The 26,695-nt window shown below is 63.5% G+C and carries 21 protein-coding genes; 10 read left to right on the top strand and 11 right to left on the bottom strand.

The window, feature by feature from the left end:
• Positions 1 to 10 precede the first annotated feature (10 nt).
• On the top strand, positions 11 to 3,544 hold the full coding sequence (locus J2X24_RS20150) for an EAL domain-containing protein (RefSeq protein WP_245344983.1): 3,534 nt from the start codon (positions 11 to 13) through the stop codon (positions 3,542 to 3,544).
• A gap of 109 nt (positions 3,545 to 3,653) precedes the next feature.
• The gene (locus J2X24_RS20145) at positions 3,654 to 4,916 is read left to right on the top strand and encodes a flavin monoamine oxidase family protein (protein ID WP_209725472.1); all 1,263 of its coding nucleotides are present in this window, start codon (positions 3,654 to 3,656) and stop codon (positions 4,914 to 4,916) included.
• A 51-nt stretch (positions 4,917 to 4,967) separates the two neighbouring features.
• Here the strand turns inward: J2X24_RS20145 and J2X24_RS20140 are convergent, their stop codons facing one another.
• From J2X24_RS20140 to J2X24_RS20130, 3 genes are all read right to left on the bottom strand, one after another.
• Positions 4,968 to 5,390 carry a GlcG/HbpS family heme-binding protein gene (locus tag J2X24_RS20140; RefSeq protein ID WP_209725470.1) on the bottom strand — a complete coding sequence of 141 codons (423 nt, stop codon included), beginning with the start codon at positions 5,388 to 5,390 and terminating at the stop codon, positions 4,968 to 4,970.
• 99 nt (positions 5,391 to 5,489) lie between these two features.
• A complete protein-coding gene (locus tag J2X24_RS20135; protein WP_209725468.1) occupies positions 5,490 to 6,020 on the bottom strand; it encodes an inorganic diphosphatase in 531 nt (176 codons plus the stop codon).
• Complete coding sequence (locus tag J2X24_RS20130; RefSeq protein ID WP_209725466.1) at positions 6,020 to 6,262, bottom strand: hypothetical protein; 243 nt, start codon at positions 6,260 to 6,262, stop codon at positions 6,020 to 6,022. Before J2X24_RS20130 ends, J2X24_RS20135 begins: the two co-directional genes overlap by 1 nt.
• A 222-nt stretch (positions 6,263 to 6,484) precedes the next feature.
• Between J2X24_RS20130 and J2X24_RS20125 the strand changes: the two genes are divergently transcribed.
• A complete protein-coding gene (locus J2X24_RS20125) occupies positions 6,485 to 6,721 on the top strand; it encodes a FeoA family protein (protein WP_209725464.1) in 237 nt (78 codons plus the stop codon).
• Positions 6,721 to 8,553, top strand: a complete 1,833-nt coding sequence (gene feoB, locus J2X24_RS20120; RefSeq protein ID WP_209725462.1) for a ferrous iron transporter B — start codon at positions 6,721 to 6,723, stop codon at positions 8,551 to 8,553. Before J2X24_RS20125 ends, feoB begins: the two co-directional genes overlap by 1 nt.
• A gap of 195 nt (positions 8,554 to 8,748) precedes the next feature.
• Here the strand turns inward: feoB and J2X24_RS20115 are convergent, their stop codons facing one another.
• Positions 8,749 to 9,450 carry an SDR family oxidoreductase gene (locus J2X24_RS20115; RefSeq protein WP_209725460.1) on the bottom strand — a complete coding sequence of 234 codons (702 nt, stop codon included), beginning with the start codon at positions 9,448 to 9,450 and terminating at the stop codon, positions 8,749 to 8,751.
• Between the two features lie 350 nt (positions 9,451 to 9,800).
• Here J2X24_RS20115 and J2X24_RS20110 point away from each other — a divergent pair, with 350 nt between their 5' ends.
• From J2X24_RS20110 to J2X24_RS20095, 4 genes are read left to right on the top strand one after another with little or no spacing between them, the layout of a single operon-like run.
• Positions 9,801 to 13,271: a response regulator gene (locus J2X24_RS20110; RefSeq protein WP_209725458.1), complete on the top strand. Its 3,471-nt coding sequence runs from the start codon at positions 9,801 to 9,803 to the stop codon at positions 13,269 to 13,271.
• A 16-nt stretch (positions 13,272 to 13,287) separates the two neighbouring features.
• Positions 13,288 to 14,136, top strand: coding sequence for a CheR family methyltransferase (locus J2X24_RS20105; protein ID WP_209725456.1), 849 nt, complete (start codon positions 13,288 to 13,290; stop codon positions 14,134 to 14,136).
• Positions 14,133 to 14,756 carry a chemotaxis protein CheB gene (locus J2X24_RS20100; protein ID WP_209725454.1) on the top strand — a complete coding sequence of 208 codons (624 nt, stop codon included), beginning with the start codon at positions 14,133 to 14,135 and terminating at the stop codon, positions 14,754 to 14,756. Before J2X24_RS20105 ends, J2X24_RS20100 begins: the two co-directional genes overlap by 4 nt.
• The gene (locus tag J2X24_RS20095; protein ID WP_209725452.1) at positions 14,753 to 16,384 is read left to right on the top strand and encodes a response regulator; all 1,632 of its coding nucleotides are present in this window, start codon (positions 14,753 to 14,755) and stop codon (positions 16,382 to 16,384) included. Before J2X24_RS20100 ends, J2X24_RS20095 begins: the two co-directional genes overlap by 4 nt.
• A 63-nt stretch (positions 16,385 to 16,447) precedes the next feature.
• Here the strand turns inward: J2X24_RS20095 and J2X24_RS22960 are convergent, their stop codons facing one another.
• The 7 genes from J2X24_RS22960 to J2X24_RS20060 all read right to left on the bottom strand — a co-directional run bounded on the left by J2X24_RS22960 (position 16,448) and on the right by J2X24_RS20060 (position 24,586).
• Positions 16,448 to 16,723, bottom strand: coding sequence for a helix-turn-helix domain-containing protein (locus J2X24_RS22960; RefSeq protein WP_404977838.1), 276 nt, complete (start codon positions 16,721 to 16,723; stop codon positions 16,448 to 16,450).
• 109 nt (positions 16,724 to 16,832) lie between these two features.
• Positions 16,833 to 17,624, bottom strand: coding sequence for a DUF72 domain-containing protein (locus J2X24_RS20085; protein ID WP_209725448.1), 792 nt, complete (start codon positions 17,622 to 17,624; stop codon positions 16,833 to 16,835).
• A gap of 53 nt (positions 17,625 to 17,677) precedes the next feature.
• Positions 17,678 to 19,333, bottom strand: coding sequence for a thiamine pyrophosphate-binding protein (locus tag J2X24_RS20080; protein ID WP_209725446.1), 1,656 nt, complete (start codon positions 19,331 to 19,333; stop codon positions 17,678 to 17,680).
• Entirely contained in the window at positions 19,330 to 20,484 is a 1,155-nt protein-coding gene (locus J2X24_RS20075; RefSeq protein ID WP_209725444.1) for a CaiB/BaiF CoA transferase family protein, read from the bottom strand. Before J2X24_RS20075 ends, J2X24_RS20080 begins: the two co-directional genes overlap by 4 nt.
• A 127-nt stretch (positions 20,485 to 20,611) precedes the next feature.
• A complete protein-coding gene (locus J2X24_RS20070) occupies positions 20,612 to 21,781 on the bottom strand; it encodes an acyl-CoA dehydrogenase (RefSeq protein ID WP_209725442.1) in 1,170 nt (389 codons plus the stop codon).
• A complete protein-coding gene (amaB, locus tag J2X24_RS20065) occupies positions 21,774 to 23,315 on the bottom strand; it encodes an L-piperidine-6-carboxylate dehydrogenase (protein WP_209725440.1) in 1,542 nt (513 codons plus the stop codon). Before amaB ends, J2X24_RS20070 begins: the two co-directional genes overlap by 8 nt.
• 23 nt (positions 23,316 to 23,338) lie before the next feature.
• A complete protein-coding gene (locus J2X24_RS20060; protein WP_245344982.1) occupies positions 23,339 to 24,586 on the bottom strand; it encodes an NAD(P)/FAD-dependent oxidoreductase in 1,248 nt (415 codons plus the stop codon).
• A 128-nt stretch (positions 24,587 to 24,714) separates the two neighbouring features.
• On the opposite strand from J2X24_RS20060, the gene J2X24_RS20055 reads away from it, so the two are divergent.
• The gene (locus J2X24_RS20055) at positions 24,715 to 25,614 is read left to right on the top strand and encodes a LysR family transcriptional regulator (RefSeq protein WP_209725436.1); all 900 of its coding nucleotides are present in this window, start codon (positions 24,715 to 24,717) and stop codon (positions 25,612 to 25,614) included.
• 15 nt (positions 25,615 to 25,629) lie between these two features.
• The gene (gene lhpI / locus J2X24_RS20050) at positions 25,630 to 26,538 is read left to right on the top strand and encodes a bifunctional Delta(1)-pyrroline-2-carboxylate/Delta(1)-piperideine-2-carboxylate reductase (RefSeq protein WP_209725434.1); all 909 of its coding nucleotides are present in this window, start codon (positions 25,630 to 25,632) and stop codon (positions 26,536 to 26,538) included.
• Positions 26,539 to 26,695: the final 157 nt, after the last annotated feature.

Genomic DNA, 26,695 nt, shown 5'->3' with positions numbered 1-26,695 from the left:
GGATGCGTACATGCAGACAATCGCGAAAACAAAACAGGCCAAGACAACGACCGCGGGGACGGGACGCAGGAGTTCGATACGCAGGCGGCTGATGTGGCTGAGCCTGGGCTCGGTCCTGCTGTCGACCCTGCCGGTCGCCGGCCTGTTCGTCGCGCACGAGGCGTCGCGCCAGGCTGAGGTCCGGTGGACCGTCATGACCTCCGCCGCCGAGGTGCTGGCGTCGAGCGCGGTCGAGGCCGTCGCGAACCATGACCAGTCTCATGCCTTTGCCGCCATCCGCGCCGTATCGCGCACCCCTGGCATTATCTATGGCCGCGTCGAAGGTGCCAATCACGCCGTCCTGGCGGAAACCGGCACGGGCGCGCGCCTGAAGAGCGATGTCCGGCTCAACGCCGATTTCCCGAGCCCCGGCATCCTGCCGCTCTTGATAACGCGCAGCATCGAGGTCGAGGCGCCGGTGCGCTCCGGTAACCGCACCATCGGCCGGGTGATCGTGGTGCACGCGGCCGAGGGGCTCGCCGCATCGCTCATCCAGGCGCTGGCCGGCATGCTCGGTATCGCCGCGGTGACCCTGCTGGTGGCGCTGATGGTCACGCGCCGGCTGCAAGCCGCCATGACCAAGCCGTTGCGCGAACTCTCGGAGTCGATGGCCGCCATCTCCGGCGGTGATTTCAGCCGCCGGGTCGAAGTGGCCGGGCAGGATGAACTGGGCAATCTGGTCCAGGGCTATAACGCCATGCTCGATGCGATCCGCGAACGCGACGAACAGATCGCGGCGCAGATGCGCGGACTGGAAGCCGAAGTCGCCGCGCGCACACGCGACTACGTCGCCGCCCGCGACGAGGCCGTCGCTGCCAATGCCGCCAAGTCCGACTTCCTGGCCACCATGAGCCACGAAATCCGTACGCCCATGAACGGCGTCATGGTCATGGCCGAGATGCTGGCGGGCGAAAGCCTGCCGGCCAAGGCGCGGCGCTATGCAGCGACCATCGTCAAGTCGGGCAAGGGGCTTTTGGCCGTCATCAACGATATTCTCGATTTCTCCAAGATCGAAGCCGGCAAGCTCGAGATTGAAAATGCCGAAGTCGATATCGTGGATACGGTCGATGACACCCTGGCCCTGTTCAGCGCCGCGGCGCGCGATAAGGGGCTGGAACTGGTGGCGGCGGTCAGCCCGGATGCGCCGCGTAATGTGCGGGGCGACGCGGTGCGCTTGGGGCAGGTCGTGTCGAACCTGGTCTCCAATGCGCTCAAGTTCACCGAAGCCGGCCACGTCCGCGTCCGCGTCGAGGCCGACGCGAAGCCGGGCTTCGTGCGCCTGGTCGTCGAGGATACCGGCATCGGCATCGCCAAGGACAAGGTCGGCAAGCTGTTTTCCGCCTTCACCCAGGAAGACCAGACGACGACGCGCCGGTTCGGCGGTACGGGCCTGGGCCTGTCGATCGCCAAGCGCCTGGCCGAAGCCATGGGCGGGCGTATCGCCGTGTCGAGCGAGCAGGGCGTCGGCACCGAATTTCACCTTCGCCTGCCGGTCGCGGGCGAGGACACCGCCGCCCCGCCGCAGGTCGAAAACGCTGTGCCGGTGCAGGTACTGGTCGCGGCGCCAGTCGAGCGCAACGCACTGGTGCTGCGGTTTTCGGCCGCCGGCGCCGATGTCGCGGGCCTTGAGCCACGCCTGACGATCGCCGACCGCGCCTGCCGCGATCATGTGGTCTGCGCGCCGGAGACCCTGGTCCTGCTTGCCGATGTCGGCGATACCGAGGCCGAGGACTGGGTGCTGGACGGACGCGCCGCCTGCGTTCTGGCGCGACCGCTGCGCCACCGCGATTTCGACCGCCTGATCGAAGCCGTCCGTGACGGCCGCCCGCTCATGGCCCATGCGCCGGCGCCGGACGCCGAGGTGATCGACACCGTCTATCCGCGGGCCCGTGTGCTGGTCGTCGATGACGGCGAGGTCAACCGCGAAGTTGCCTGTGAAGCCCTGTCGCGCTTCGGCATTACGGCGCACATTGCCGCCAACGGCCAGGAGGCGCTCGATATCCTGGATGGCGAGGCCTACGACTTGGTCCTGATGGACGGCTCGATGCCGGTGCTCGACGGCTTCGAAGCGACCCGGCAGTTACGGGCGCGCGGCCAGGATGTGCCGGTCGTTGCCTTGACCGCGCACGTTGTCGGCGCCGCCGCCGAAGCCTGGCGCGAGGCCGGGATGGACGGGGTCCTGCACAAGCCGTTCACCCTCGCGGCGCTTGGTGGCGTCCTGCACGACTGGCTGGCCATTCAGGCGCGTCATGTCGACGAGGTCGCGCCGGTCGAGATTGTGGTCGAGGTGCCGGTCCCGGCGGAGCCTGGCCCAGCCGCCCAGGCCGGCATCGACATGTCGCTGTTTGACGCCGATACGCTGAAGCCGATCCTGGCCGGCCTGAAAAATGGCCGCAGCGATTTCGTCACGCGCGTCGTAGGCCTCTACCGCAGCCACGCGCCCGAAGCGGTTGGCCGCATGGCGGCGGCGGGCCGCAGCGGTGATGTCGCGGAAATGACTTCGGCGGCGCATGCGCTGAAATCGATGAGCCTGAACCTGGGCGCCAAGGCCGTCGCCACCGTGGCCGGCGAAGTCGAAAAGACCGCGCGCGAAGACGGACGCATCGTTCCCGCCGAGGTCATCGAGGGCATAGCCGCCCTGGCCGACCGCACCATCGTCGAACTGGGGCGGATCGTCGATACGCCGGCGGCGGTCCAGGCCGAAGCCGGCAAGACCGATCCGGACGTGGCGCTGATGGCCGAACTGGAAGCCGACATCGACGCCGGCCGGCTGGAAATGCTTTATCAGCCGATCTACGACCGTCACGGCCAGAAGGTGATTTCCGCCGAGGCGCTGGTGCGCTGGGCCCGCGACGGCAAGCCGGTCGGTCCGGCGGTCTTTATTCCGCTGGCCGAGCGCACCGGGTTGATCACCAAGATCGGCGCCTTTGCCCGCAGGCGTGTGCTGCAACAGGCGGCGGCCTGGGGCCTGCCTGTCGCCATCAACGTTTCGCCGATCGAACTCGACCGGCCGGGCTTCCTTGACGGCGTCCGCGCCCTGCTGAAAGAAACGGGTTACGACGCCCGGTGTCTGATCCTCGAAGTGACGGAAACGGCCTTCCTGGGGGAACCGTCGCGGACGCGCCTGCTGTTCGAGGAACTGCGCGGCTTGGGCATCCGGCTGGCGCTCGACGATTTCGGCGTCGGCTATTCGTCGCTGACGGCGCTGCATCGCTTTCCGTTCGACAAGATCAAGATCGACCGCGAATTCGTCACGGCGCTGGACGGCGAGTCACGCAGTGCGCTTGAAGCGCTGGCCATCGTCCAGGCCGTCACGGGCATCGGCCGCGCCTTCGGCATGCAGGTCGTGGCCGAAGGGATCGAGACGGCGACCCAGCATCAGCACCTCAAGGCCGCCGGCATCCACGGCATGCAGGGCTACCTGTTCAGCAAGCCGGTGACGGCGGCCGACTTCACGGCGCTGATCGGCGGCGAGACGGAGATGCGGACACGCGGTGCAGCCTAATCCCGCCGCGTACATAATCCCGTGATATCCGGCACATAGATGCTAAACCACATTGCGTCCTTATCGCCTGACGCGCGAAATCCTCCAAAAAATTACAGAGGAGGCGATCATGGAGGACGTGATTATCGTCGGCGCCGGCATGGCCGGTCTGGCGGCGGCGGTCGAGCTTAAGCGCAACAATGTGTCCTTTCGTATCCTGGAAGCCGGCGACGGCGTCGGCGGACGGGCACGCACGCGCATCCTGCGCTCAGGTGTGGCGGTGGACCTCGGTGCGCACTGGCTGCACGGCGACAACAATCCGCTTACGCAGGAGCTTGCGCGCTACGGCGTGACGGCCCGTCCCGACGAAGGCGACGCCATCTGGCTTTATCGCGGCGGTGAGGCGCGGCAGGAAGATATCGAATCCCTGATGGAAGACGCGATCCGCGGCGACCTGGCCGATGCCATCAGGTCGGGTGAACATGCAGACGTCGCCTTGCCGGACCTGGGCGTGGACGACGAGGCCCGCGACATGCTCGCGACCTTCGGCCTGTTGTGGAACGGTGTGCAGCCGCCACTCTCGCCATCGGCGCGCGAATTCCTGACCGACGAAAATACGCCGGGCGGCGTCCATGTCGATGGCGGGATGTGCGCCCTGACTTCGGCGATGCTGGCCGAAGCCGGCGCGGACCGTGTCCATCTGCGCACCTCGGTCTGCCGCATTTCGGAGACGCCCGACGGCGCCCGCATCCAGTCGATGGACGGATCGGTGTGGGCGGCGCGGCGGGTGATCTTCACGGCGTCGCTGGGGGTGCTGCAGGGGCGGCTGGTGACGTTTGCGCCCGACCTGTCCGCAACCTTCCACGAGCAGATCGCCGGACTGGTCATGGGCCAGGTCAACAAGATCATCATCGAAGTCGACCCGGCTTTCCTGGCGGGCGGCGGCGTGCCGGTGGATATGGCGCTGGAACTGCTCGACGGGGAGGCGCCGCACTTTTGTCACATCCACAGCGCCGGCCAACCGGTGATCCAGATCTATGCCGGCGGGCGGCAGGCCGAGGTGATCGAATCGCTGGCGGCCGACCAGGCCCTGGCCTACGCCCGCGGCGTCCTGGCGCCGGTTGAGGCGCTGAAGGGTTTCGAGGCGCACGTCGTATCGCCGCCGATCGTCACACGCTGGGTTGCCAACCCCTATACCCGCGGCGCCTATTCGTGCTGTTTGCCGGGCGCGCGTCGTTCGGGGCCAGTGACCGAGGGCCTGGTGACCTTCTGCGGCGAAGCCTTCGACGAGCGCTTTCCGGCATCGCTGCCCGGCGCCTGGCGCTCGGGCAAGGCGGCTGCGGAGATTGTTATCGGGGAATTGGCGAAGGCACCGGTTGCAGAAGCGGTGTGATAAGCTTCGCCCTCCCCGCAGAGCAGGGAGGGCGAAGTGATCTCTATTGCCTTAGCCCTTCAAGCTTTCCAGTATCGCCGCGATGGCGATTTCGGCGATCTCCAGGTCTTCTTCGCCCTTCAGACCGCTGATGGCGACGCTGCCGGCGCACTGGCCGTCGATAATGACGGGCGCGCCACCGTCCCAGCCGACATAGCGCGGAGAGCCGTGATAGCTCATCAAAGCATTGTCCGCGAAGGTGTCGCGGCCGGTGTCCCCTGACTTCCGGCGCACGCGCGACGATGTGAAGACCTTGTCGGCGGCGATGACGGCCGAGGGCAGGGAGGCGCCGTTCATGCGCCACAGGGCGATGACTTCGCCATGCCGGTCGCCGACGGCGATCGAACCCGCCTTGCCGCGCCGGCGCAGTTCGGCCACGGCCGTGTCGATGGCGATCCTGGCTTCTTCCTCGCCGAGTTCGATATAGGTCTGCATGGCGTGCCTCCTTACGCGTGCCGTAAGGCAGCCTGCCCGCGCCGTCAAGGCAAAGCCCGACGCTTAAGCCATGGTCCGAAAATGTGGGACGAAGCGTGATTACGCCTCCAGCCTGACCTCGTGCTTGCGGATCATGCGGATGGCCTCATCGGGGCCGGCGCGGCCGAGATTCCTGAACTCGCGGCCTTCCATCAGGTTATAGGACAGGAAGAAGTGCTCGATCTCGGCCAGCTTCTGCGTCGACAGGTCCTTGTAGTGGCGCAATTCCGGCGGATTGTGCGGCGTCTCAAGGACGCCCAGCAGCCGGTCGTTGCGAAACGTCTTGCCGTCCTCGGTCTGCTCGGCCTGTAACACGCCGATGACGCGCACGGGCACGACGGCGCCGATATGCAGGGGCTCGTCCATGATGACGAGAATGTCGAGCTCGTCGCCGTCCTCGCCGCGCGTCTGCGGGACAAAACCGAAATTATAGGGGAAATAGGCCCCGAGCGGCAGGAGCTTGCTCAGGCGGAACAGGCCGCTTTCCGGCTCGTGCTTGTATTTGCCGTTGCTGCCCTTCGGCGTGTCGATGACGGCATTGACCAAGCCGGTCTTCGGGTCGATGGCGTCGAGGGCGTGATAGAAGTCCATCAGTGTTTGGTGCGGTAAACGACGCGCGCTGGTCTGTGGTACGTCGCCCGTGTCATGGCGCTGCCCACCGCGTAGCCGATCAGGAGCGCCAGAGCGAAACTGGCCAGGGGCATGGTCTGGACGTTCTCTTGAATCCGGTGCGCCGTATCCAGCACCTGATCCTTCACGGACCCATAGGCAGGAATGGGCTTTGCCGTCGTGCGCGGTTCCAGATCGATGCGGTGTGGCGTCAGTACGTCCATGAGCGGCTCCCTCCAGAGGATTCTCGAAAGGTGAGCCTAGCCCACGCCAAGTAAGGATGAAGCGGAGCGCTGATGAGTCCGCTGTAAAAAACCAATAAGCACGGTGCGGCAAACCCTCCCTTGACCCCACCCGGTGAAACGCTTAGATGATAATCATTCGCAAGATTTGGCGCGATGACTTGTGCCCGGCGATGCCTGCCGGACGGACCAGAAACGTTACAAATGACCCTGAGTGAACTGCCCGCCTTTACCGCCGCCATCGTCGTGGAGGTGCGCGATACCGCTGAAGGCGACGCCATCGGCCGGCGCCTGCGCGAACTGGGCTTTGTGCGCGGCGAACCGGTAAAGATCGTCGGCAGGGGCTTTCTGGGCAGCGATCCGCTGCTGATCCAGATCGGCTTTACGCGCTTCGCGCTGCGCCGCGCCGAGGCCGCCCGCGTCGTGGTGGAGCGCAACTGATGGATAGCCTGACGATCGCCCTGGTCGGCAACCCCAATTGCGGCAAGACCGCCCTGTTCAACCAGTTGACCGGCGCGCGCCAGAAGGTCGCCAACTATGCCGGCGTGACGGTCGAGCGCAAGGAAGGCAGCTTCACCGCGCCGTCGGGCCGCAAGGTCAAGGTGCTGGACCTGCCGGGCACCTACAGCCTCGACGCCATGGGCGCCGATGAGATCATCACGCGCGACGTCTGCCTGGGCAAGCGCGAAGAGGAGATGCCGGACCTGATCGTCTGCGTCGCCGATGCCACCAATCTGCGCCTGCACCTGCGCTTCGTACTCGAAGTCAAGGCGCTGGGTCGTCCCATGGTCGTGGCGCTCAACATGATGGACGCGGCGCAGCAGCGCGGCATCAAGATCGATGTCGACGTCCTGTCGCGCGAACTGGGCCTGACCATCATCGGCACCGTGGCGACGAAGGTCAACGGCGCTGCGGATCTCGTTGCCTATCTCGACCGCAATGCCGCCGACCACATAGCACCTGAAATCGTGCCGGACGACCTGCACGCCGAGGTTCGCCGCCTGCTCGACATGGCGGTCGTTATGCCGACGCGCACCTCGAAGATCGACGACGCGCTCGACCGCTTCTTCCTCAACCCGGTCTTCGGCCTGCCGCTGCTGATCGTTTTGATGTTCGTCATTTTCCAGGCGGTGTTCGCCTGGGCGGCGCCGTTGCAGGACGGCATCGAAGGCGCATTCGGCTATCTGGCGGGACTGGCCGGCGAGCGCATGCCCGAAGGCCTGCTGAAAAGCTTCATCGTCGACGCCGTCATCAACGGCATGGGGGCCGTGCTGGTCTTCCTGCCGCAGATCCTGATCCTGTTCTTCTTCATCCTGATCCTGGAAGAGTCGGGCTACCTGCCGCGCGCCGCCTTCATGCTCGACAAGATCATGGCGGGGGCGGGGCTGACCGGTCGGTCTTTCATCCCGCTTCTTTCCAGCCACGCCTGTGCCATCCCCGGCATCATGGCGACGCGCAGCATTCCCGACGTGCGCGAGCGCCTGACGACCATCATGATCGCGCCCCTGATGACCTGTTCGGCGCGCCTGCCGGTCTATGCATTGCTGATCCCGGCCTTCATTGCGGAACAGACGGTCGGCGGTTTCCTCAGCCTGCACGGCCTGATCCTGTTTGCCCTTTACATTGTCGGCATCTTAAGCGGTCTGGCCGTGTCGTGGGTGATGAGCCTGACGCGGCGCAAGCTTGAATATCCGCTGATGATGGAACTGCCGTCCTACCGGCTGCCGGGCCTGCGCAACCTGGCGCTAGGCCTGCTGGAACGCGCCCGGATCTTCATCCGCCGCATCACCGGCACCATCTTCGCCGCCAATACCATCCTGTGGGTGCTGACGACGTTCCCGGGCAAACCCGAAGGCGCGGAAGGCCCGGCGGTCGACTATTCCTTCGCGGGCATCGTCGGCCACGCCATGCAGCCCTTGTTCGCGCCGGTCGGCTTCAACTGGCAGATCTGCGTCGCCCTGATCCCCGGTTTGACGGCGCGCGAAGTGGCCGTGTCGTCCCTGGCGACCGTCTATTCCGTCGGCGCCGCTGATGAGGGCGAGGCGGCCAGCCAGCTGGGTGCACTGATCTCGAGCCAATGGCCAATCGCGACAGGGCTGTCGCTCATGGCATGGTACGTCTTCGCGCCGCAGTGCCTGTCGACCCTGGCCGTGATCCGCCGGGAAACCAATTCGTGGAAGACGGTCGGTCTGACGGCGGGCTACCTGTTCGTCCTGGCCTATATCGCGTCCTTCATCACCTATCAGCTCGCGAGGCAGATATGGCCTATCTGATCCTGCAATATGCTGTACTGGCGGTCGCCGTTGTGTTCAGCTTGTGGCATCTGCTGGGCAAGATCAGCCCCAAGACCCTCCAGGTTCTGCGGACGCGCTTGACCGGGCGGGCGCCTGAACAGGCGCCCAGAAGCTGCGGTACGGGGTGCGACACATGCGGAGCATGCGCCTCGATTGCAGCCTTGACGAAGGATATCAGGCCACGCTGACGAAATCCGCCGCGTCGATCAACTGACCGTTCATGCCTGCCGACTCGCTGCTGGCCAGGAAGACGAAGCTCGTGGCCAGGTCATCCTCGGCGATTGGCGCAGGCGCGGTTGCGGGCCGCAAGTCTTGATTGGCGGCGGTCAGCGGGGGCAGGGGCGCGGGCGCCACGGCGTTGACGCGGACTCCATGCTTGGCGGCGACCTGGGCCAGGGAGCGGGTAAAGGCCGGTACCGTGTCGTCGAACGCCGTATTGATGATGGCACCGCCGGCGTCCATTACCCTCAAGGCATTGCGCGTCAGGTAGAGGGTGGCGAAGGCGAGGGGCGGCACGCCGCCGACCATGGCGCTGTCGCGTTCCGGCGGATTGTTGACCAGTATGTCCAATCCGTCAAAGGCGGTAAGGGCTTCATCCAGGGCGCGGTCGCAGGTGTCCAGTTCGCGCATATCGCCATTGATGGTCACGCAGATACGGCGCATCTGCTGGATCGACTGACGCAAGGCATCGGGAATGCCGGCCGAGGACAGCAGCGCCACATGCGCGCCTTCCCATGCGAAACGCCGGGCAATGGCCTGACCCAGTGCGCTCTCGACGCCCGTGATCAGCACCCGTTTACCGGCAAGCTTGCGCGGCATGAATGAGTGATCCAGATCCGCGGCTGCGGACCTGGCCTGCTTGGCCAGATTGTACATTAGGCATTCTCCACCGACGCCGTCTTTCTGCGGCTTTTTTTCACCGGCAGTTAATGTCAAAAGGCGATAAAAATGCGATGTGGATTCGGGCGACTCCGGGCCACGACTTCGTGAAAAGGGATTGATGCCGCCAGCTTTAATCCTTGCAATTACAAGTGTTTTCGTCTCTTTCGATAACGGTGCGACTGGCGTTTCGTGTAGTGGGTGTGCAAGGCACACTTTTGTTTGCGTTGCTTACGACATTCTTATGGAAAAATCGGCGCTCCTTATTGGATGCTTGCGGGCCGGGCCTTAGCTTGGACCTTTGGGGCTGCGCCGGACATGGGGACCGGCGTCCCTTGGGAACACACATGCAGTCACCTTCGTTTCTGGCGGGTTTCGGCCGCCAGGCAAAAGCCGATATCGTCACATCCCTCAGCCTGGCCGTCGTGGCGGCGTTTTTCGTGGCAAGCGGCATTATCTCGTACATGAATATCGAGACGGTGCGCCGCAATAACCTGGAAGTTATGCGGACCCACAGCGTGCTGATTGGCGCCAGCGATATCTTCTCGCTTTTGAAGGACGCGGAAACGGGCCAGCGGGGGTATGTGCTGACCGGTCGGGATTCGTATCTGCAGCCCTATAATGTCGCGCGCGCCGAACTGGAGAACGAGCTCAAGATTCTCGAAGGGCTCACCGAAGGCGATCCCAGCCAGCAAGGCCGGCTGGCCGGTATCCGGCTGCGGGTGAACGCCAAGCTGGCGGAACTGGCGGAAACCATTGAAGTGCGCCGCACGCAGGGTTTCGAGGCGGCGCAGGCGATCGTGCTGACGGACCGCGGCAAGGCCGACATGGATATCGTGCGAACCTCGGTCAGCAGCATGCAGGCCGAGGAGGCCCAGAAGCGCGCCCAGAAGATCACCGAGATGAACGCCGCCTATGTGACGGCGACGGCCTCCATAGCCATCGCGGCTATTCTCGGCGTGATCCTGACCGGCATCATCGCGGCCCTGATCGGCCGGACCAGTGCCGCGCGCCGGCGCGAGGAGTGGCTGCAGTCGGGCCAGGTCGGTTTGTCGAACGCCATGCTGGGCGAGCAGAACATGGAGCAGTTGGGCCACAATATCCTGACCTATCTGACCAACTATACCGGGAGCGACGTCGCCGCATTCTACGTAAAGGAGGGCGGGATTTTCCGCCGCGCCGCCACCTATGGCGTGCCGTCCGACAGCGATACGCCTGAAGCTTTCCGTAGCGGCGAAGGCCTGCTGGGTGAAGCCGCCGCGGCGTCCAGGCCGATCGTGCTGACGGACCTGCCGGACGCCCATATCAAGGCGGGCTCGGCGCTTGGCCAGTGGCGGCCGCGCCAGGTCGTCATCATGCCGGCCGTGTCCGAAGGCAGCGTCGACGCCGTGGTCGAACTGGGTTTCCTGAAAGCGCTCCCCGATACGACGCAGGCGCTGCTGCAACGCACCTCTGAATTCATTAGCATCGCCGTGCGCTCGGCGCGCTATCGCCAGCATCTGCAGAGCCTGCTTGAGGAAACCCAGCGTCAGTCAGAGGAACTGCAAAGCCAGTCCGAGGAGCTGCGCGTCAATAACGAGGAACTGGAAGAGCAGAGCCGCGCGCTGAAAGAGTCGCACATCCGCCTGGAACAACAGCAGGCGGAGCTGGAGCAGACGAACAACCAGCTCGAAGAGCAGGCACAGGCCCTGGAGGTGCAGAAGGACGAAATCAGCCGCGCCCGCGACACGGTCGAGGCCAAGGCGCGCGAACTGGAACAGGCCAGCCGCTACAAGTCCGACTTCCTAGCCAACATGTCGCATGAACTGCGCACGCCGCTCAATTCGTCGCTGATCCTGGCCAAGCTGCTGTCCGACAACACCGAAGGCAACCTGACCGAAGAGCAGGTCAAGTTCGCCCGGACCATCCAGTCGTCGGGCAACGACCTGCTGGCCCTGATCAACGACATCCTCGACCTGTCCAAGATCGAGGCCGGCCAGATGGATATCCGGCCCGAGCCGGTATCGCTGCAACGGCTGGCGAACGACCTGCGCCGGACTTTCGATCACGTCGGCAGCCAGAAGGGGCTGGAGTTCCGCACGGTGATCGCCGACGGACTGCCGGAAGTCATCGATACCGACCGGCTGCGGCTGGAGCAGGTATTGAAAAACCTGCTGTCGAACGCCTTCAAGTTCACGGAGGACGGTTCGGTCGAACTGAACATCAGCCAGACGCAGGACGGGCGCCTGCGCTTCGCGGTTATCGACACGGGTATCGGTATTTCGCCTGAGCAGCAGCAGGCCGTGTTCGACGCCTTCCGCCAGGCGGATTCGACCATTAGCCGCAAGTATGGCGGGACCGGCCTGGGCCTGTCGATTTCGCGCGAACTGTCGCGTCTCCTGGGCGGCGTCCTGTCGCTGGAGAGTACGCCGGGTGAGGGCTCGACCTTCGCCATCACCCTGCCGTTCGTTTATGATCCCGCCAGTATCGCGCCTGCGGTCCGCGGCCAGCCCGCGCCGGTCGTGCAAGACACGGCGCCCAGGGCGGCCCGCAAGCCGACCGCGAAGAAGGCTGAAACGGCCGAGGCGCCGGTCATGCCGGCGCGCCGTCTCCCCGATGATCGCGACAAACTGGACGATGCCTCCCGGACCATTCTGGTCGTAGAGGATGATGAGGCCTTTGCCCACATCCTCTACGACCTGGCGCACGAGCTCGATTTCAAGTGCCTGCTGTCGTCGACGGCCGAGGACGCGCTGACCACGGCGCGGCAATATACGCCGTCGGCGATCGTGCTCGATGTCGGCCTGCCGGACCATTCCGGCCTGTCGGTCCTCGACCGCCTCAAGCACGACGCGCGCACCCGCCACATTCCCGTGCATGTGGTCTCGGCCAGCGATTACATGCACGCCGCCCTGTCGCTGGGCGCCATCGGCTATATGCTCAAGCCCGTGAAGCGCGAGGAGCTGATTGAAGCGTTCCGGAACTTCGAAACGCGCCTGGAAGCCAAGATGCGCCGCGTGCTGATCGTCGAGGACGACGACACGCAACGCGACGCCGTCTGCCGCCTCCTGGCCTCCCAGGACGTCGAATGCCATGCGGTCGGCACCGCGGCCGAGTGTCTTGATGAACTGAAGTCGCAGACCTATGACTGCATGGTGCTGGACCTGTCCCTGCCGGACGCTTCGGGTTATTCGCTGCTGGAAACGCTGAGCCAGGAAGAGGCCTATTCCTTCCCGCCGGTCATCGTCTACACCGGCCACGAACTGTCGGCGGACGAGGAAGAACGCCTGCGCCGTTATTCGCGCTCGATCATCATCAAGGGCGCCAAGTCGCCGGAACGCCTGCTCGACGAAGTCAGCCTGTTCCTGCACCAGGTGGTGTCGGAACTGTCGCCAGAACAGCAGACCCTGCTGCGCAAGGCGCGCAACCGCGACAGCATCTTGGAAGGCCGCCGGATTCTGGTGGTCGAGGACGACGTGCGCAATGTCTACGCCGTCACCAATATCTTCGAACCCTTGGGGGCGCAGATCCAGATCGCGCGTAACGGCAAGGAGGCGCTGAAAGCGCTCGACGCCGCCCAGGCCGCCGGCAATGAAGGCGCCGCCGGCATCGATCTCGTCCTAATGGACGTCATGATGCCGGAGATGGACGGTTTGACTGCCACGCGCGAAATCCGCAAGCGCGCCGAATGGAAGAAGCTGCCGGTCATCATGCTGACCGCCAAGGCGATGAAGGACGACCAGGAAAAGTGCCTGGACGCCGGCGCCAACGACTACATGGCCAAGCCGCTTGATGTCGAGAAGCTGGTGTCGCTCGTACGGGTGTGGATGCCGCGATGAAGGCCAAGGTGATGAGATGACCGCGCCCGCCCACCTGTCGGCAGCCAAGACGGAGGACATCGAAATCCGTCTGCTGCTCGAGGCCATTTTCCAGAAGTATCATTACGACTTCCGGGGATACGCCATGGCGTCGGTCAAGCGGCGCCTGAGCCAGGCGCGTGAATTCTTCAACTGCCGCTCCTTTTCGGTGCTGCAGGACCAGGTCCTGCATGACGCCTCCATGCTGCCGTCATTACTGGGTTACCTGACGGTGCAGGTGTCGGAGATGTTCCGCGACCCCCTGTATTTCCGGGCCATTCGCGAAAAGGTCGTGCCGCATCTGCGCACCTATCCGTCGCTCAAGGTGTGGATCGCCGGCTGTTCGACGGGCGAGGAGCTCTATTCCTTCGCCATCCTGTTCCGCGAGGAAGGCCTGCTGGAACGGACCATGTTCTACGCCACCGACATCAATCCCGACGCCCTGAAGCGCGCCGAGATGGGCGTCTATGACCTCGACCGCGTCAAGCTGTTTACCGAGAACCACCGTTTGTCCGGAGGCAAGTCGTCGCTGTCCGACTACTATACGGCTGCCTATGGCGCGGCGTCGTTTGACAAGTCCTTGCGCAAGAACGCCGTCTTTTCCGACCACAGCCTGGCGACGGACGCGGTCTTCGCTGAAACCCAGCTGGTGTCGTGCCGCAATGTCCTGATCTATTTCAACAAGGATCTGCAGGACCGGGCGATCGGCCTGTTCTCACAGTCCCTGGCACGCAAGGGCTTTCTGGGGTTAGGCGCCAAGGAGACCTTGCGCTTTTCCGCCCATGCCGACGGATTTACCGAATTCGCGCGTGATGAACGCATCTATCAGAAACGGGACAGGTCATGAAAACGTCCGCCCCCGCCAAGTCAGCCGCGACTCCGGCAACGCCGGTCGAGGCCATCGTCATCGGCGTATCGGCCGGCGGGCTGAAGGCCTTGTCGGCCATTCTGCCTGGACTGCCACGCGACTATCCGTTGCCGATCATGATCTGTATCCACCTGCCGCCCGGCAAGAAGAGCATCGTCGCGGAACTGTTCGACGACAAATGCGCGCTCAGTGTGCGCGAGGCCGAGGACAAGGAGCCGATTCTGCCCGGGAATGTCTATTTCGCGCCGCCTGACTATCATCTCATGGTCGAACCGGACCGCCGCCTGTCGCTGTCAAGTGAGGAACCCGTCCTGTTTTCACGCCCAAGTATCAATGTGCTGTTTGAAACCGCGGCGGATGCCTATGGCGCGGGCCTTTTAGGCATCGTGCTCACCGGCGCCAACAATGATGGCGCGCAAGGATTGAGCACCATCATGCTCGCCGGCGGAACAGCCCTTATCGAAGATCCGGCGGAGGCCTACCAGGCCGCCATGCCGCAGGCGGCGATCGAAGCTTGCCCGGGGGCGCTGGTCTTAAGCCTGGACGACATGGCGCAGTACCTCCAGAGGATCGGGCAGACCATGGGGGCCAACGCATGACGGCAACCGATACGGTCAAGTTCCTGCTGGTCGATGACCTGTCCGAAAACCTGTTGTCGCTTGAGGCTGTCCTGCGCCGCGAGGGCCTGGAGATGATCAAGGCCAGGTCCGGCGTCGACGCGCTGGAAATGCTGCTGAAACACGATGTCGCCCTGGCCCTGCTCGACGTCATGATGCCCGAGATGGACGGCTTCGAACTGGCTGAAACCATGCGCGGCAACGAACGCACGCGGCGCATTCCGATCATCTTCCTGACGGCCGGCTCCGCCGACCGCGTCCGGCGGTTCAGGGGGTATGAAGCGGGCGCCGTCGACTATCTCGAAAAACCACTGGAACCGGACATCCTGCGTTCCAAGTGCGATGTCTTCTTCGAGCTTTACCGCCAGCGCCAGCAGATCGCCCGTCAGCGCGACAATCTCGCTGCCTCGGCCGAGGAGAACCGCCGCCTGCTGAAGGAAAGCCAGCAATACGCCAGGGCCTTGCAGGAGGCCGACCAGCGCAAGGACGAGTTCCTGGCGACCCTGGCGCACGAACTGCGCAATCCATTGGCGCCGATCAGCAATTCAGTGACCATACTGGCGTCGGGCCGTTCGCCCAAGCACGTCCGCGAGCAGGCGCTGGGCATGATGGAGCGTCAGGTCAAGCAGATGGTCCGCCTGGTCGACGACCTGATGGACGTCGCCCGCATCACGCGCGGCAAGATCGTGCTGAAGCCCGAGCGCCTGGATGTGCGCGATATCCTGAATGCGGCGGTTGAAATCTCGCAGCCCCTGATCGACAATTTCGACCACACCCTGATCGTCGACCTGCCGAAATCGCCGGTGTGGCTTGAGGCCGACCTGACGCGCCTGGCGCAGGTCTTTTCCAACCTTCTCAACAACGCCGCCAAGTACAGCGAGCCCGGTCGCGAAATCCGTTTGAGCGCCGAGACGGACGAAGACTTCGTCACGGTCCGCATCAAGGACCAGGGCCTGGGCATGACGCCCGAGACCATAGCGCGCATCTTTGACATGTTCGCCCAGGCCGACGGTTCGCTGGAACGCGCGCACGGAGGACTGGGTGTAGGTCTGACCCTGGTCAAGGCCCTGGTCGAAATGCACGGCGGCACCATATCCGCGTCGAGCGACGGTCTGAATGCCGGCAGCGAGTTCGCCGTCCGGCTGCCTCTGGCCGAAGGGAACGACACCGTGTCTGCCTCGGAAACGCCGTCCCAGGCGACCGAAGCGCCACCGGGCGGGGGGCTGCGCATCCTGATCGTCGAGGACAACGAGGCCTTGGCCCAGACGACGGGCTGGATGATCGAAATGCTCGGCCACGACTATAAGCTGGCCCATAACGGCCCGGACGCCATCGAGCTGTCGAAGGTTTATCGTCCCGACGTGGTGATGATGGATATCGGCCTGCCCGGCATGAACGGCTACGACCTGTGCGCCGCGATGAAGCAGGAACCGCACCTGAAAAACACGGTCTTCATCGCCCAGACAGGGTGGGGCCAGGACGAGCACCGCCAGCGCGCCAAGGAGGCCGGCTTCGACCATCATCTGGTCAAGCCCGTCTATCTGGAGCTGTTGCAGGAGACGCTTGGCAAGATCGAGAAGGATATCGAAGCTTCGAAGGTGAAGGTCTGACTCCCTCTCCCTGCTTGCGGGGGAGAGGGCTGGGGTGAGGGGCTATTAGCCGCAGACACTCGACTAGATCGTTATGATTTTAGTTTGAAGCGTATCCTGCGTTTTTGAAGTAGTTTGCGCATTCGTCTGGCGGGAAGAGGTCAATGAGTAATCGCGGTGCGCGCCTCTCACTATCCGAGGCTTATAGCCACCCATCTGGGCGGGAGAGGCACTGCCTGTCCGCTGATAACGCTGCCACCATTTCGTTACGCTCGAAGGTGCAACGCCCAAATCCTCGGCAATCGAACGTGTCGTTTCACCGGCTTGAACACGCGCTATCGCACGCTCACGTAGGCCCATCGACAAGGGACGGATCACTGACACCTCCTTCAAAAAACGGATGAAGGAAGTGAATCAAATTATTCCCGATTTGGGAATCCAGATTCAGACAAATCCCATAACGCTCTAGTTACTTTAACCGCTCAATCAACGCCATCGCAGCCGCAGGGTTCTTCACCTTGTCGCCGCTGATCACATAGACATAGACGTCCTTCGGGCCAGCCTTATGGCCGCCGCGTGTGACGGCTTCCATGTCGTCGGGGACATGCCCGGCCGCCAGTTTCCTGATCCGCGCCGCCCAGTCATCGAGCGCCTTTTCCGAATAGCCGAGCTCGTGCGCTTCGCTCGAGCCCTGCAGGCGCAGATAGGCAGCATCGGAGGTCAGGTCGGCGATCTGCGGAAATTCGCAGTCGGCGGCCGTGATGACCGTGACATTATAGTGGCGGCACATGTCGATGAAGGCCGGGTCGCGGAAACTGTCGTTGCGAACTTCAATGGCGTGCTTAAGCTGAACCCCATCGGCCTCAGGCGGCAGCAGCTTGAGGAAGTTTTCGAAATCCCCGGCCTCGAACTTCTTGGTTGCCATGAACTGCCAGTTGATGGGCCCCAGCTTCGCCTTCAGCTCGGAAATGCCGCTGGCGCAGAAGCGCTCGACTGACTCTTTTGATTGCGACAGGTCCTTGCGGTTGGTGGCGAAGCGGGTGCCCTTGACCGTGAAGACAAAGCCGTCCGGCGTTTCGTCGTGCCACTTGCGGAAGGATTCGGGCTTCTGCGCGCCGTAATAGGTGCCATTGATCTCGATCGAGGTCACCTTCGACGACGCGTATTCCAGTTCCTTCTTCTGCGACAGCTTGTCCGGATAGAAGGTCCCGCGCCAGGGCTCATAGGTCCAGCCGCCGATACCCACATAGATCTTGCTCATGTCGCGCCTCCGTTTGTCTCGTTTTACCGAGGCAAGCTTTACGCGACAAGCTGTCAGTTTCCGGCAGCGATCTGGTCGAGCGTCTTGCCCGGCGTGATGGCCTGTGGATCGAGGAAGCAGTGCAGGATAGCCGGTTTGCCGGAGGCGCGCGCGCGCTCAAACGCCGGCATGAATTCGGCCGTTGTGCGCACGGTTTCGCCATGGCCGCCAAACGCCGTTGCATAAGCAGCGAAGTCGGGGTTCTTTAGGTCGGTGCCGATAACGCGGTGTGGGTAATCGCGCTCCTGATGCATGCGGATCGTGCCGTACATGCCGTTGTCGATGACGAGGACAATGACCGGGATGTCGTACTGGACGGCGGTGGCGAACTCATTGCCATGCATCAGGAAGCAGCCGTCGCCGGCAAAGACGACGACGGTCTGGTTGGGTCGGGCGCGCTTTGCCATGACCCCGGCGGGGACGCTGTAGCCCACGCTGCCGCAGGTTGGCGCCAGTTGCGTGCGCGGCCTGGAGTGGCGCCAGTGGCGATGCAGCCAGATGGCGTAGTTGCCGGCGCCATTGCAGACAATGGTGTCATCGGGCAGGGCGGCGTGCAGCGCCTTCACCACTTCGCCATACTGAAAATCACCCGGGATGCGCGCGGGCTGACCGGTCCAGGTCAGGTAGTCCATATGGGCGTTTTCGGTCTCGGTCGCCCACGGGAGATCGAGTGGCGCCGTGAGATACGATAGCGACCTGGCGAATTCATCAGGCGCGCAGACAATGCCCAGCGCCGGCTGATAGACCTTGCCGATCTCACCGGCGTCCGGGAAGACATGGATGAGCGGCTGTTTAGGCCGCGGGATATCGATCAGCGTGTAGGAGGCCGACGGCACCTCGGCCATGCGCGCTCCGAGCAGGATCAGCAGGTCGGCATCCTTGACGCGCTGCGACAATTTCGGGTTCTGGCCAAAACCAAGGTCGCCGGCATAGCAGGCGTGCAGCGCCGGGAAGAGGGCGGTGCGGCGGAATTCGGTCGCCACCGGAATTTTGAAACGCGCGGCGAAGTCGGCAATGGCGGCGGAACCTTCGTCGCTCCAGCACGAGCCACCCAAAATCACCAGCGGGCGTTTGGCTTTTTGTAGATACGCTTCGAATTGCTGGAGATGGATGATCGATAACTCTGGTTTTACAGGCGTGATAACGGCGCTATCGGCCACTTCGGCGATGTCGGTCAGCACGTCTTCAGGCAACGAGATGACGACTGGACCGGGGCGGCCTTGCGTCGCGATCGCGAAAGCGCGGGCCACGACTTCCGGAATGCGGCGGACGTCATTGATCTCGACGACCCATTTAGCGGTGCTGCCGAAGACGGCCTCATAGTCCATTTCCTGAAAGGCGCCGCGTCCACGCATGGCGCGTTCGACCTGGCCGATGAACAGGATCATGGGTGTCGAATCGTGCTGGGCGATGTGCACGCCATGGGCCGCATTCATGGCGCCGGGGCCGCGCGTGACGAAACAGATGCCCGGTTTTCCGGTCAGCTTGCCGTAGGATTCGGCCATGATCGCCGCGCCGCCTTCGTGACGGCAGATCAAAACGTCGATGTTGGCGTCGTGCATCGCATCCAATGCCGCCAGATAGCTTTCACCCGGCACGCAGGTGACGCGATCGACGCCTTGAATCAACAGTTGATCTACGAGGATTTTTCCGCCGTTTCGCGCGTTCATTGAGACGATTTCCATGTAGGTTGCCCGGATCCAAGGCGAGGAGACGGCGATTCTGCGGCCATACGGACGCCATTGATGACGATGGGCGAGGCGATGCCCGAAACCGGCGAGCCATCGGCGGCCTCCAGGTCCAGCTTCATCCCGCGATGGACGATTTGCGGGTCATTGAAGACGTCTTCGATGCGATTGATCGGTCCGGCGGGGACGCCAGCCGCTTCAAGTGCCGCCAGCAGTTGCGTCCGAGTGAATGTTTTAAGTGAAGGTTGAAGCGCTGTCTGAAGGGAGTCGCGATGGGCGACGCGGTTCTTGTTGGATTGGTAGAGGTCGTCGGCCAAAAGATGATTCGCGCCAATGGCTTCGCAAAATTTTCTGAACTGGCTATCATTGCCCACGGCGATGATGACGTGGCCGTCGGCGACTTCGAACACCTGATATGGCGCGATGTTGGGATGGGCGTTCCCGAGTCGTGTCGGCGATACGCCTGAGACCAGATAGTTCATGCCCTGGTTGGCGAGGATGGCGGTCGCCGAATCGAGCAGCGACATGTCGATGTGGCAACCTTCTCCACTCAGGTCTCGGCCACGGATGGCGGCCAGAATGGCGGTGGCGGTGTACAAACCGGTGAAAATGTCGACGATGGCGACGCCGACCTTCTGCGGTTCGGCATCCGGAGCGCCGGTAATGTCCATCAAACCGCTCATGCCCTGGATGATATAGTCGTATCCGGCGCGGGCGGCATATGGACCGTCTTGGCCGAAGCCGGTAATCGATGCGTATATCAATCGTTGATTTATTCGCTTGAGCGACGAATAATCGAGGCCATATTTCGCCAATCCGCCGACTTTGAAGTTCTCGATGACCACGTCGGCCTCGGCGGCGAGCGCACGAACCGCCGCCTGGCCGTCTTCGGTATCGATGTCGATGGCGACCGATGACTTGCCGCGATTGCAGCTATGGAAGTAGGCGGCGCCCCAGGCGTTTCCGCATGTATCGGTGACGAAGGGCGGGCCCCATTGACGGGTATCATCGCCGGCGCCGGAGCGCTCGACCTTGATAACTTCGGCGCCGAGGTCGGCCAGCAATTGACCGCACCATGGGCCGGCCAGGATGCGTGCGAGTTCGAGGACCTTGAGACCGGCGAGCGGCTTCACAGCAGCGACTCCGGGAAGAAAGGAAGAGCCCCCACCACCGCATCTCGGCCGCAAGCGGCCGTCGTGCGGTCCCCCTCCCCAGCACGCTGGGGAGGAGTAACGGAGTAGTGAAACCTGCGATTAAACATCAGTAAAACGCCTGAAGGCCGGTTTGGGCGCGTCCCAGAATTAGTGCGTGGACGTCGTGCGTACCTTCGTAGGTATTCACCGTCTCGAGATTTTGGGCGTGGCGCATGACGTGGAACTCTTCATGGATGCCGTTACCGCCATGCATGTCGCGGGCCTGGCGGGCAATGTCGAGCGCCTTGCCACAGTTGTTGCGCTTGATCAGGCTGATCATCTCGGGCTGCATCTGGCCGGCGTCGAACAACTGCCCGACGCGCAAAGCCGCCTGGAGGCCCAGGGTGATTTCGGTCTGCATGTCGGCCAGTTTCTTCTGGAAAAGCTGGGTCTGGGCCAGCGGCCGGCCGAACTGCTGGCGATCGAGGCCATACTGACGTGCGCGGTGCCAGCAGTCTTCAGCGGCGCCCATGGCGCCCCACGCGATGCCGTAGCGCGCGCGGTTGAGGCAACCGAACGGCCCCTTCAGACCTGAGACTTCCGGCAGCAAGGCATCCTCACCGACCTCTACGCCGTCCATGACGATCTCGCCGGTGATCGAGGCGCGCAGGGACAGCTTGCCGTGGATCTTCGGCGCCGACAGGCCCTTTACACCCTTGTCGATCACAAAGCCGCGGATGACGTCGTCCAGCTTGGCCCACACGACAAAGACGTCGGCGATCGGCGAATTGGAAATCCACATCTTGGTGCCGGTCAGGCGGTAGCCGCCGTCGATCTTCTCGGCTTTTGAGCGCATCGAGCCGGGGTCCGAACCGGCATCGGGCTCAGTCAGGCCGAAGCAGCCGACCCATTCACCGCTGGCGAGCTTGGGCAGGTACTTCTGCTTCTGCGCCTCGGTGCCGTAGGCATAGATCGGGTACATGACCAGCGACGACTGGACGCTCATCATCGAGCGATAGCCGGAATCGACGCGCTCGACTTCACGCGCCACCAGGCCATAGGCGACGTAGGACGCGCCGGCGCCGCCATACTGTTCCGGCAAGGTCGCCCCCAGCAGGCCGATGGCCCCCATCTCGTTGAAGATGGCGCGATCGGTATATTCGTCCGAATAGGCCTTGAGCACGCGCGGCATCAGGTCGCTTTGGGCATAGTCGCGGGCAGCGTCGCGGATGGCGCGTTCGTCTTCGCTCAGTTGCGCGTCGAGCAGAAACGGATCGTCCCACTGGAATTTAGACATCGAACTTCACGCCCTGGGCCAGCGGCAAGGTGCTGCCGTAATTGATGGTGTTGGTGGCGCGGCGCATGTAGGCGCGCCAGCTGTCCGAGCCGGATTCGCGGCCGCCGCCGGTTTCCTTTTCGCCGCCGAAGGCGCCGCCGATTTCCGCGCCCGACGTACCGATATTGACATTGGCGATGCCGCAGTCCGAACCCGCCGCCGACATGAAGAGTTCGGCTTCGCGGATGTCGTTGGTGAAGATCGACGACGACAGGCCGGCGCCGACATCGTTCTGCCAAGCGATGGCTTGATCGATCGTCGAATAGCGCATGACATAGAGGATGGGTGCGAAGGTTTCGCGCAGCATCGGCCCTGAGTGTTCGCTCATTTCGACTATGGCCGGGCGGACATAGTAGCTGGCGTCGCCGGCGACGGTGACGCGTTCACCGCCAGTGACCTTGCCGCCGGCCGCCTTGGCTTCGGCAATGGCCTTTTCAAAACCGTCAAACGCCGCCTTGTCGATCAGTGGGCCGACCAGGGTACCGTCTTCCATCGGGTTGCCGATCTTGACCGAGGCAAAGGCCGCCTTCAGACGCGTCACAAAGGCGTCGTGGATGCTGTCGTGCAGGAACAGACGGCGCAGCGTCGTGCAGCGCTGGCCGGCCGTGCCCATGGCGGCAAAGGCGACGCCACGCAGCGTCAGGTCGAGATCGGCGGTCGGGGCGACGATGGCAGCATTGTTGCCACCCAGTTCCAGGATCGAGCGCGCAAAACGCGCGGCCAATTTCGGACCGACAGCGCGGCCCATGGCGGTCGAGCCGGTGGCGGAGATCAGTGCGACCTTATGATGGTCGACCAGGGTTTCGCCGATGTCGCGGCCGCCGATGACCAGGGCCGACAGGCCGTCCGGTGCATCATAGCCTTCGTTGACGTAGCGCTTCAGCGCGCGGTCGAAAATGGCGTGGGTGGCGATGCCGGTCAGCGGCGACTTTTCCGACGGCTTCCAGACGATGGCATTGCCGCAGACCAGAGCCAGGGCGGCATTCCACGCCCAGACGGCGACGGGGAAGTTGAAGGCCGAGATGATGCCGCAGACGCCGAGCGGATGCCAGGTTTCCATCATGCGGTGCTGGCTGCGTTCGGTGGCGATGGTCAGGCCGTAGATCTGGCGGCTCAGACCGACTGCGAAATCACAGATGTCGATCATTTCCTGGACTTCGCCCAGGCCTTCGGACTTCACCTTGCCGACTTCGAGCGATACCAGCCATCCCAAAGCCTTTTTATGGGCGCGAAGTTCTTCACCGAACAGACGGACCAGTTCGCCGCGCTTGGGAGCGGGAACGGTGCGCCACGTCAGAAAGGCCTCATGGGCTATATTAATCGCCGCGTTGGTTTCTGCTGTCGATGCCGCGACGACCTGGGCGATACGGTTGCCCGTTATAGGAGAGTGTACGTCCAAACCACCTCCGGTAAAGGCTTCTTCTTTCACGCCAAGGGCAAGGAGTACCGAGCGAATATTGGCTTCGCTCGCGTTCCAAGCTGACGTGATCTTCATTGTCGCTTCCATCATCTGGTCCTTTAGAATCGTGAATCGGTCAGGTGCACGGCCTGTGCGCCGACCTCGTAGAAAACTTCTTTCAACGCCCGCATCTTCACTTCCTGCGGCGTGGTGACGGGCAGGGGCAGGTCGGCTTCGCCTTTTTCGGCGGCGATCAGCTCGGCCAGGGTCCGGCCCATGACTGTCCCCGGCGCAATGCCGCGTCCATTATAACCGCTGATGCCGATGACCTTGTCGGCGAACTTGTGGAAGCGCGGCAGATTGTCGTCGGTCATGCCGATCTGGCCGTACCACTCGGCCTCAAACTTCACCTTGCCCAGTTGGGGGAACAGGCGATGCAGCGCCCTTAAGCCCCAGTCGCGATGGATGGCGTGACCGGTGCCCTTCAAAGCGCCGACGCTGCCGAAAACCAGCCGGCCGCGCGCATCCATGCGGAAGGACGACAGGACTTCTTTCGTGTCCCACGCGCCTTCGCCGCCGGGCAGGATGGTGGCGCGGACATCGTCAGGCAGGGGCTCGGTCGCCAGGTTGAAATAGGGCAGGTGGACCTGTTCGCGGCGGATGATCTCCCACGGACCTTGCGTGTAGGCATCGGTCGCCATGACCACCCACGGTGCCGTCGCCGAACCATTGCCGGTCATAACACGCCAACCGGCGGAGGCCGTTTCGACACCCGATACCGGCGACTGGGTGTGGATGATTGCGCCTTCTTTCAGCGCGGCATCGGCCAGGCCGCGAACATAGGCCAGCGGCTGGATGGTGCCGGCGCGCCGGTCGAGCAGTGCGCCGGAATAGGCATTCGAGCCGATGCGTTGCGCGGTTTCCTGTGCATCGAGCAGGCGGACCGGCGCGCCGCGCGCTTGCCATTGGGCTTCGCGCGCCTTGAGTTCTTCGAGGCCGGCAGGGCCAACCGCACAGTGCAGCGTGCCTTCGGTGCGCAGTTCGCAGGCGATATTGTACGTGCGGACGATCTCGAACACGGCGGCCGGCGCATCGCCCAGCAGGGTCAAAAGGCGGTCGCCGTGGACAGCGCCCAGGACGTTCGGCAGTTCGTCCGGCATGACCCACATGCCGGCATTGACCAGGCCGACATTGCGGCCGGCGCCGCCAAAGCCGACCGGTCCGGCTTCCAGCACGACGGCCTTGATGCCGCGCTTGGCCAGGTGAAGCGCCGTCGACAGGCCGGTATAACCGCCACCGACAATGGCGACATCGGCGCGCACATCGCCGCTCAGCGTGGTCGTCGCGGGCGCCTCAGGGGCCGTCATGGCCCATAGTCCGTGTGTCGTGGCGGGTGTCGGCATTTATTCCAAATCGGTATGTTCAAACGCATAATACGCGCTATATTGGGCACTTAAAGCGCTGTTTGCGCATCATGTCATTCTGAAATGGAATAATGTTAGGTCCCCGCCGCTTCCTGCCCAGCCTGTCCCATCTGCAAGCCTTCGAGGCGGCGGCACGGACTGGCTCAGTCACGACGGCGGCGCGTGAGTTGAACCTGACGCAGAGCGCCGTCAGCCGCCAGATCAAGGCCCTGGAAGATCAGCTTGAGGTCGAACTGTTCCATCGTGAGCGCCAGACCATCCGCCTGACACCGGGCGGGGAAACCTATGCGCGTGAGGTGCGCGATGCGCTGCGCAAGATCGGCACGGCGTCGATGAATTTGCGCGCCAATCCGCATGGCGGGACGTTGAACCTGGCCATCCTGCCGACCTTTGGCACGCGTTGGCTGGCGCCGCGCCTGCCGGATTTCCTGAAGCAAAACCCGGGCATCACGCTCAATCTGACGACGCGGCTGACCGTGTTCGATTTTGCGCTGGAACCAATGGATGCCGCTATCCATATCGGCTCGGGTCAATGGCGCGGGGCGGAAACGGCCTTGTTGCGTCATGAGATCGTCGTGCCGGCATGTAGTCCCGAGCTGGCGGCGCAGTACGATTTCAAAGAGGCTGCCGACCTGCGCCGCGCGCCGCTTTTGCATATTACCACACGTCCGGATGCTTGGGAGCGTTGGTTGCGGCAGCACAATGTGCCCGACGAGCACGTCCACGGCATGTTGTTCGATCAGTTCGCGACCCTGGCCCAGGTGGCGCGGTCGGGTCTGGGCGTGGCGCTCTTACCGGTCTTCCTGATCGAGGACGAACTACGCACCGGCCAACTGGTGCGCGCACTGCCCGAGGGCGAGATGCAGAGCGCTGAGTCCTACTATCTCGCCTGGCCGCACGAACGCGCGGCTCACCCGCCACTGGTGGCGTTTCGCGACTGGCTGTTGGCTCAGACGGCGGCGGATCGTTAAATCGAAGGAGAACACATGCGTATCTATTCGTCGGTCGATGTCATCGAAGCCCTGCCGTACAGCCGTCTGGTCGAGGAACTGCCACGCCTGCTGACGCGAGCGGTCGAAGCGCCGCAGCGTCATATCCATACCCTCAAGCCGGAAAATGAGCCCGCCGCCTCGCTGTTGCTGATGCCGGCGTGGAATGCCAGTCTTGGCGGGATCAAGGTCGTCAATGTGACGCCGGGTAATGCCGCGCGATCGCTGCCGGCGGTGACAGCCAGCTATCTGGTCTTCGATGCCGTGACGGGCGAGCACGAGGCACTGCTCGACGGGGGTGAACTGACGGCGCGACGCACGGCGGCCGTGGCAGCTCTGGCGGCCGATGGGTTGGCGGTGAAATCCGCGCATCGGCTGCTGTTGATCGGTTCGGGGCGCATTGCGACGGAACTGGCCTTTGCTTATCGCGCCGTGCGCGACATCCGCCATGTCGAAGTCTTCAGCCCGACGCGCGGCAATGCCGAGCGCCTTGTGCATCATCTGCGTGCACACGGTTTCGATGCCGAGGTCTGTGGCGATCTCGAAGCCGGCGTGAAGGCAGCCAACATCGTGGCGTGCGCGACCCTGAGCACGGAGCCACTGGTGCGCGGCGCTTGGCTGAAAGCCGGTCAGCACGTCGCGCTGATCGGCGGGTACACGCCGGCCATGCGCGAGGCCGATGACGCGACAATGCGCAATGCCGTCTGGATCGACAGCGCGGCGGCTTTGAGCGAAGCCGGTGATCTGATCGGCCCGGGGCTGACCCTGGAGACGGTACGCGGGACCTTGCGCGACCTGTGCGAAGTGGCGGCGATCAAGGATCGCGACGAGGTCGTCACCGTATTCAAAAGCGTCGGCGATGCGTCTCAGGACCTGGCAGCTGCGACCCTGGCACTTGGGATGTGAACCACGGATAAGCACGGAAGGCCTCGCTTTGCGAGGCACAGACTGCTGACAAACCTCTGGCATAAGTCGGGGGTTTCTGATTCATTGAGGTATGCTCAAAGCGCCGTCAGCCGAACAAACCGCCCTTGAGATGGTTACGCTCGAAGGCTTGGTTCCG

This window comes from Asticcacaulis solisilvae (genome assembly GCF_017875235.1).
In the GTDB taxonomy this organism is placed as follows: Bacteria; Pseudomonadota; Alphaproteobacteria; order Caulobacterales; family Caulobacteraceae; genus Asticcacaulis; species Asticcacaulis solisilvae_A.
The sequence above is the reverse complement of the archived record's forward strand: the minus strand, read 5'-3'. Positions and strand labels throughout refer to the sequence as shown.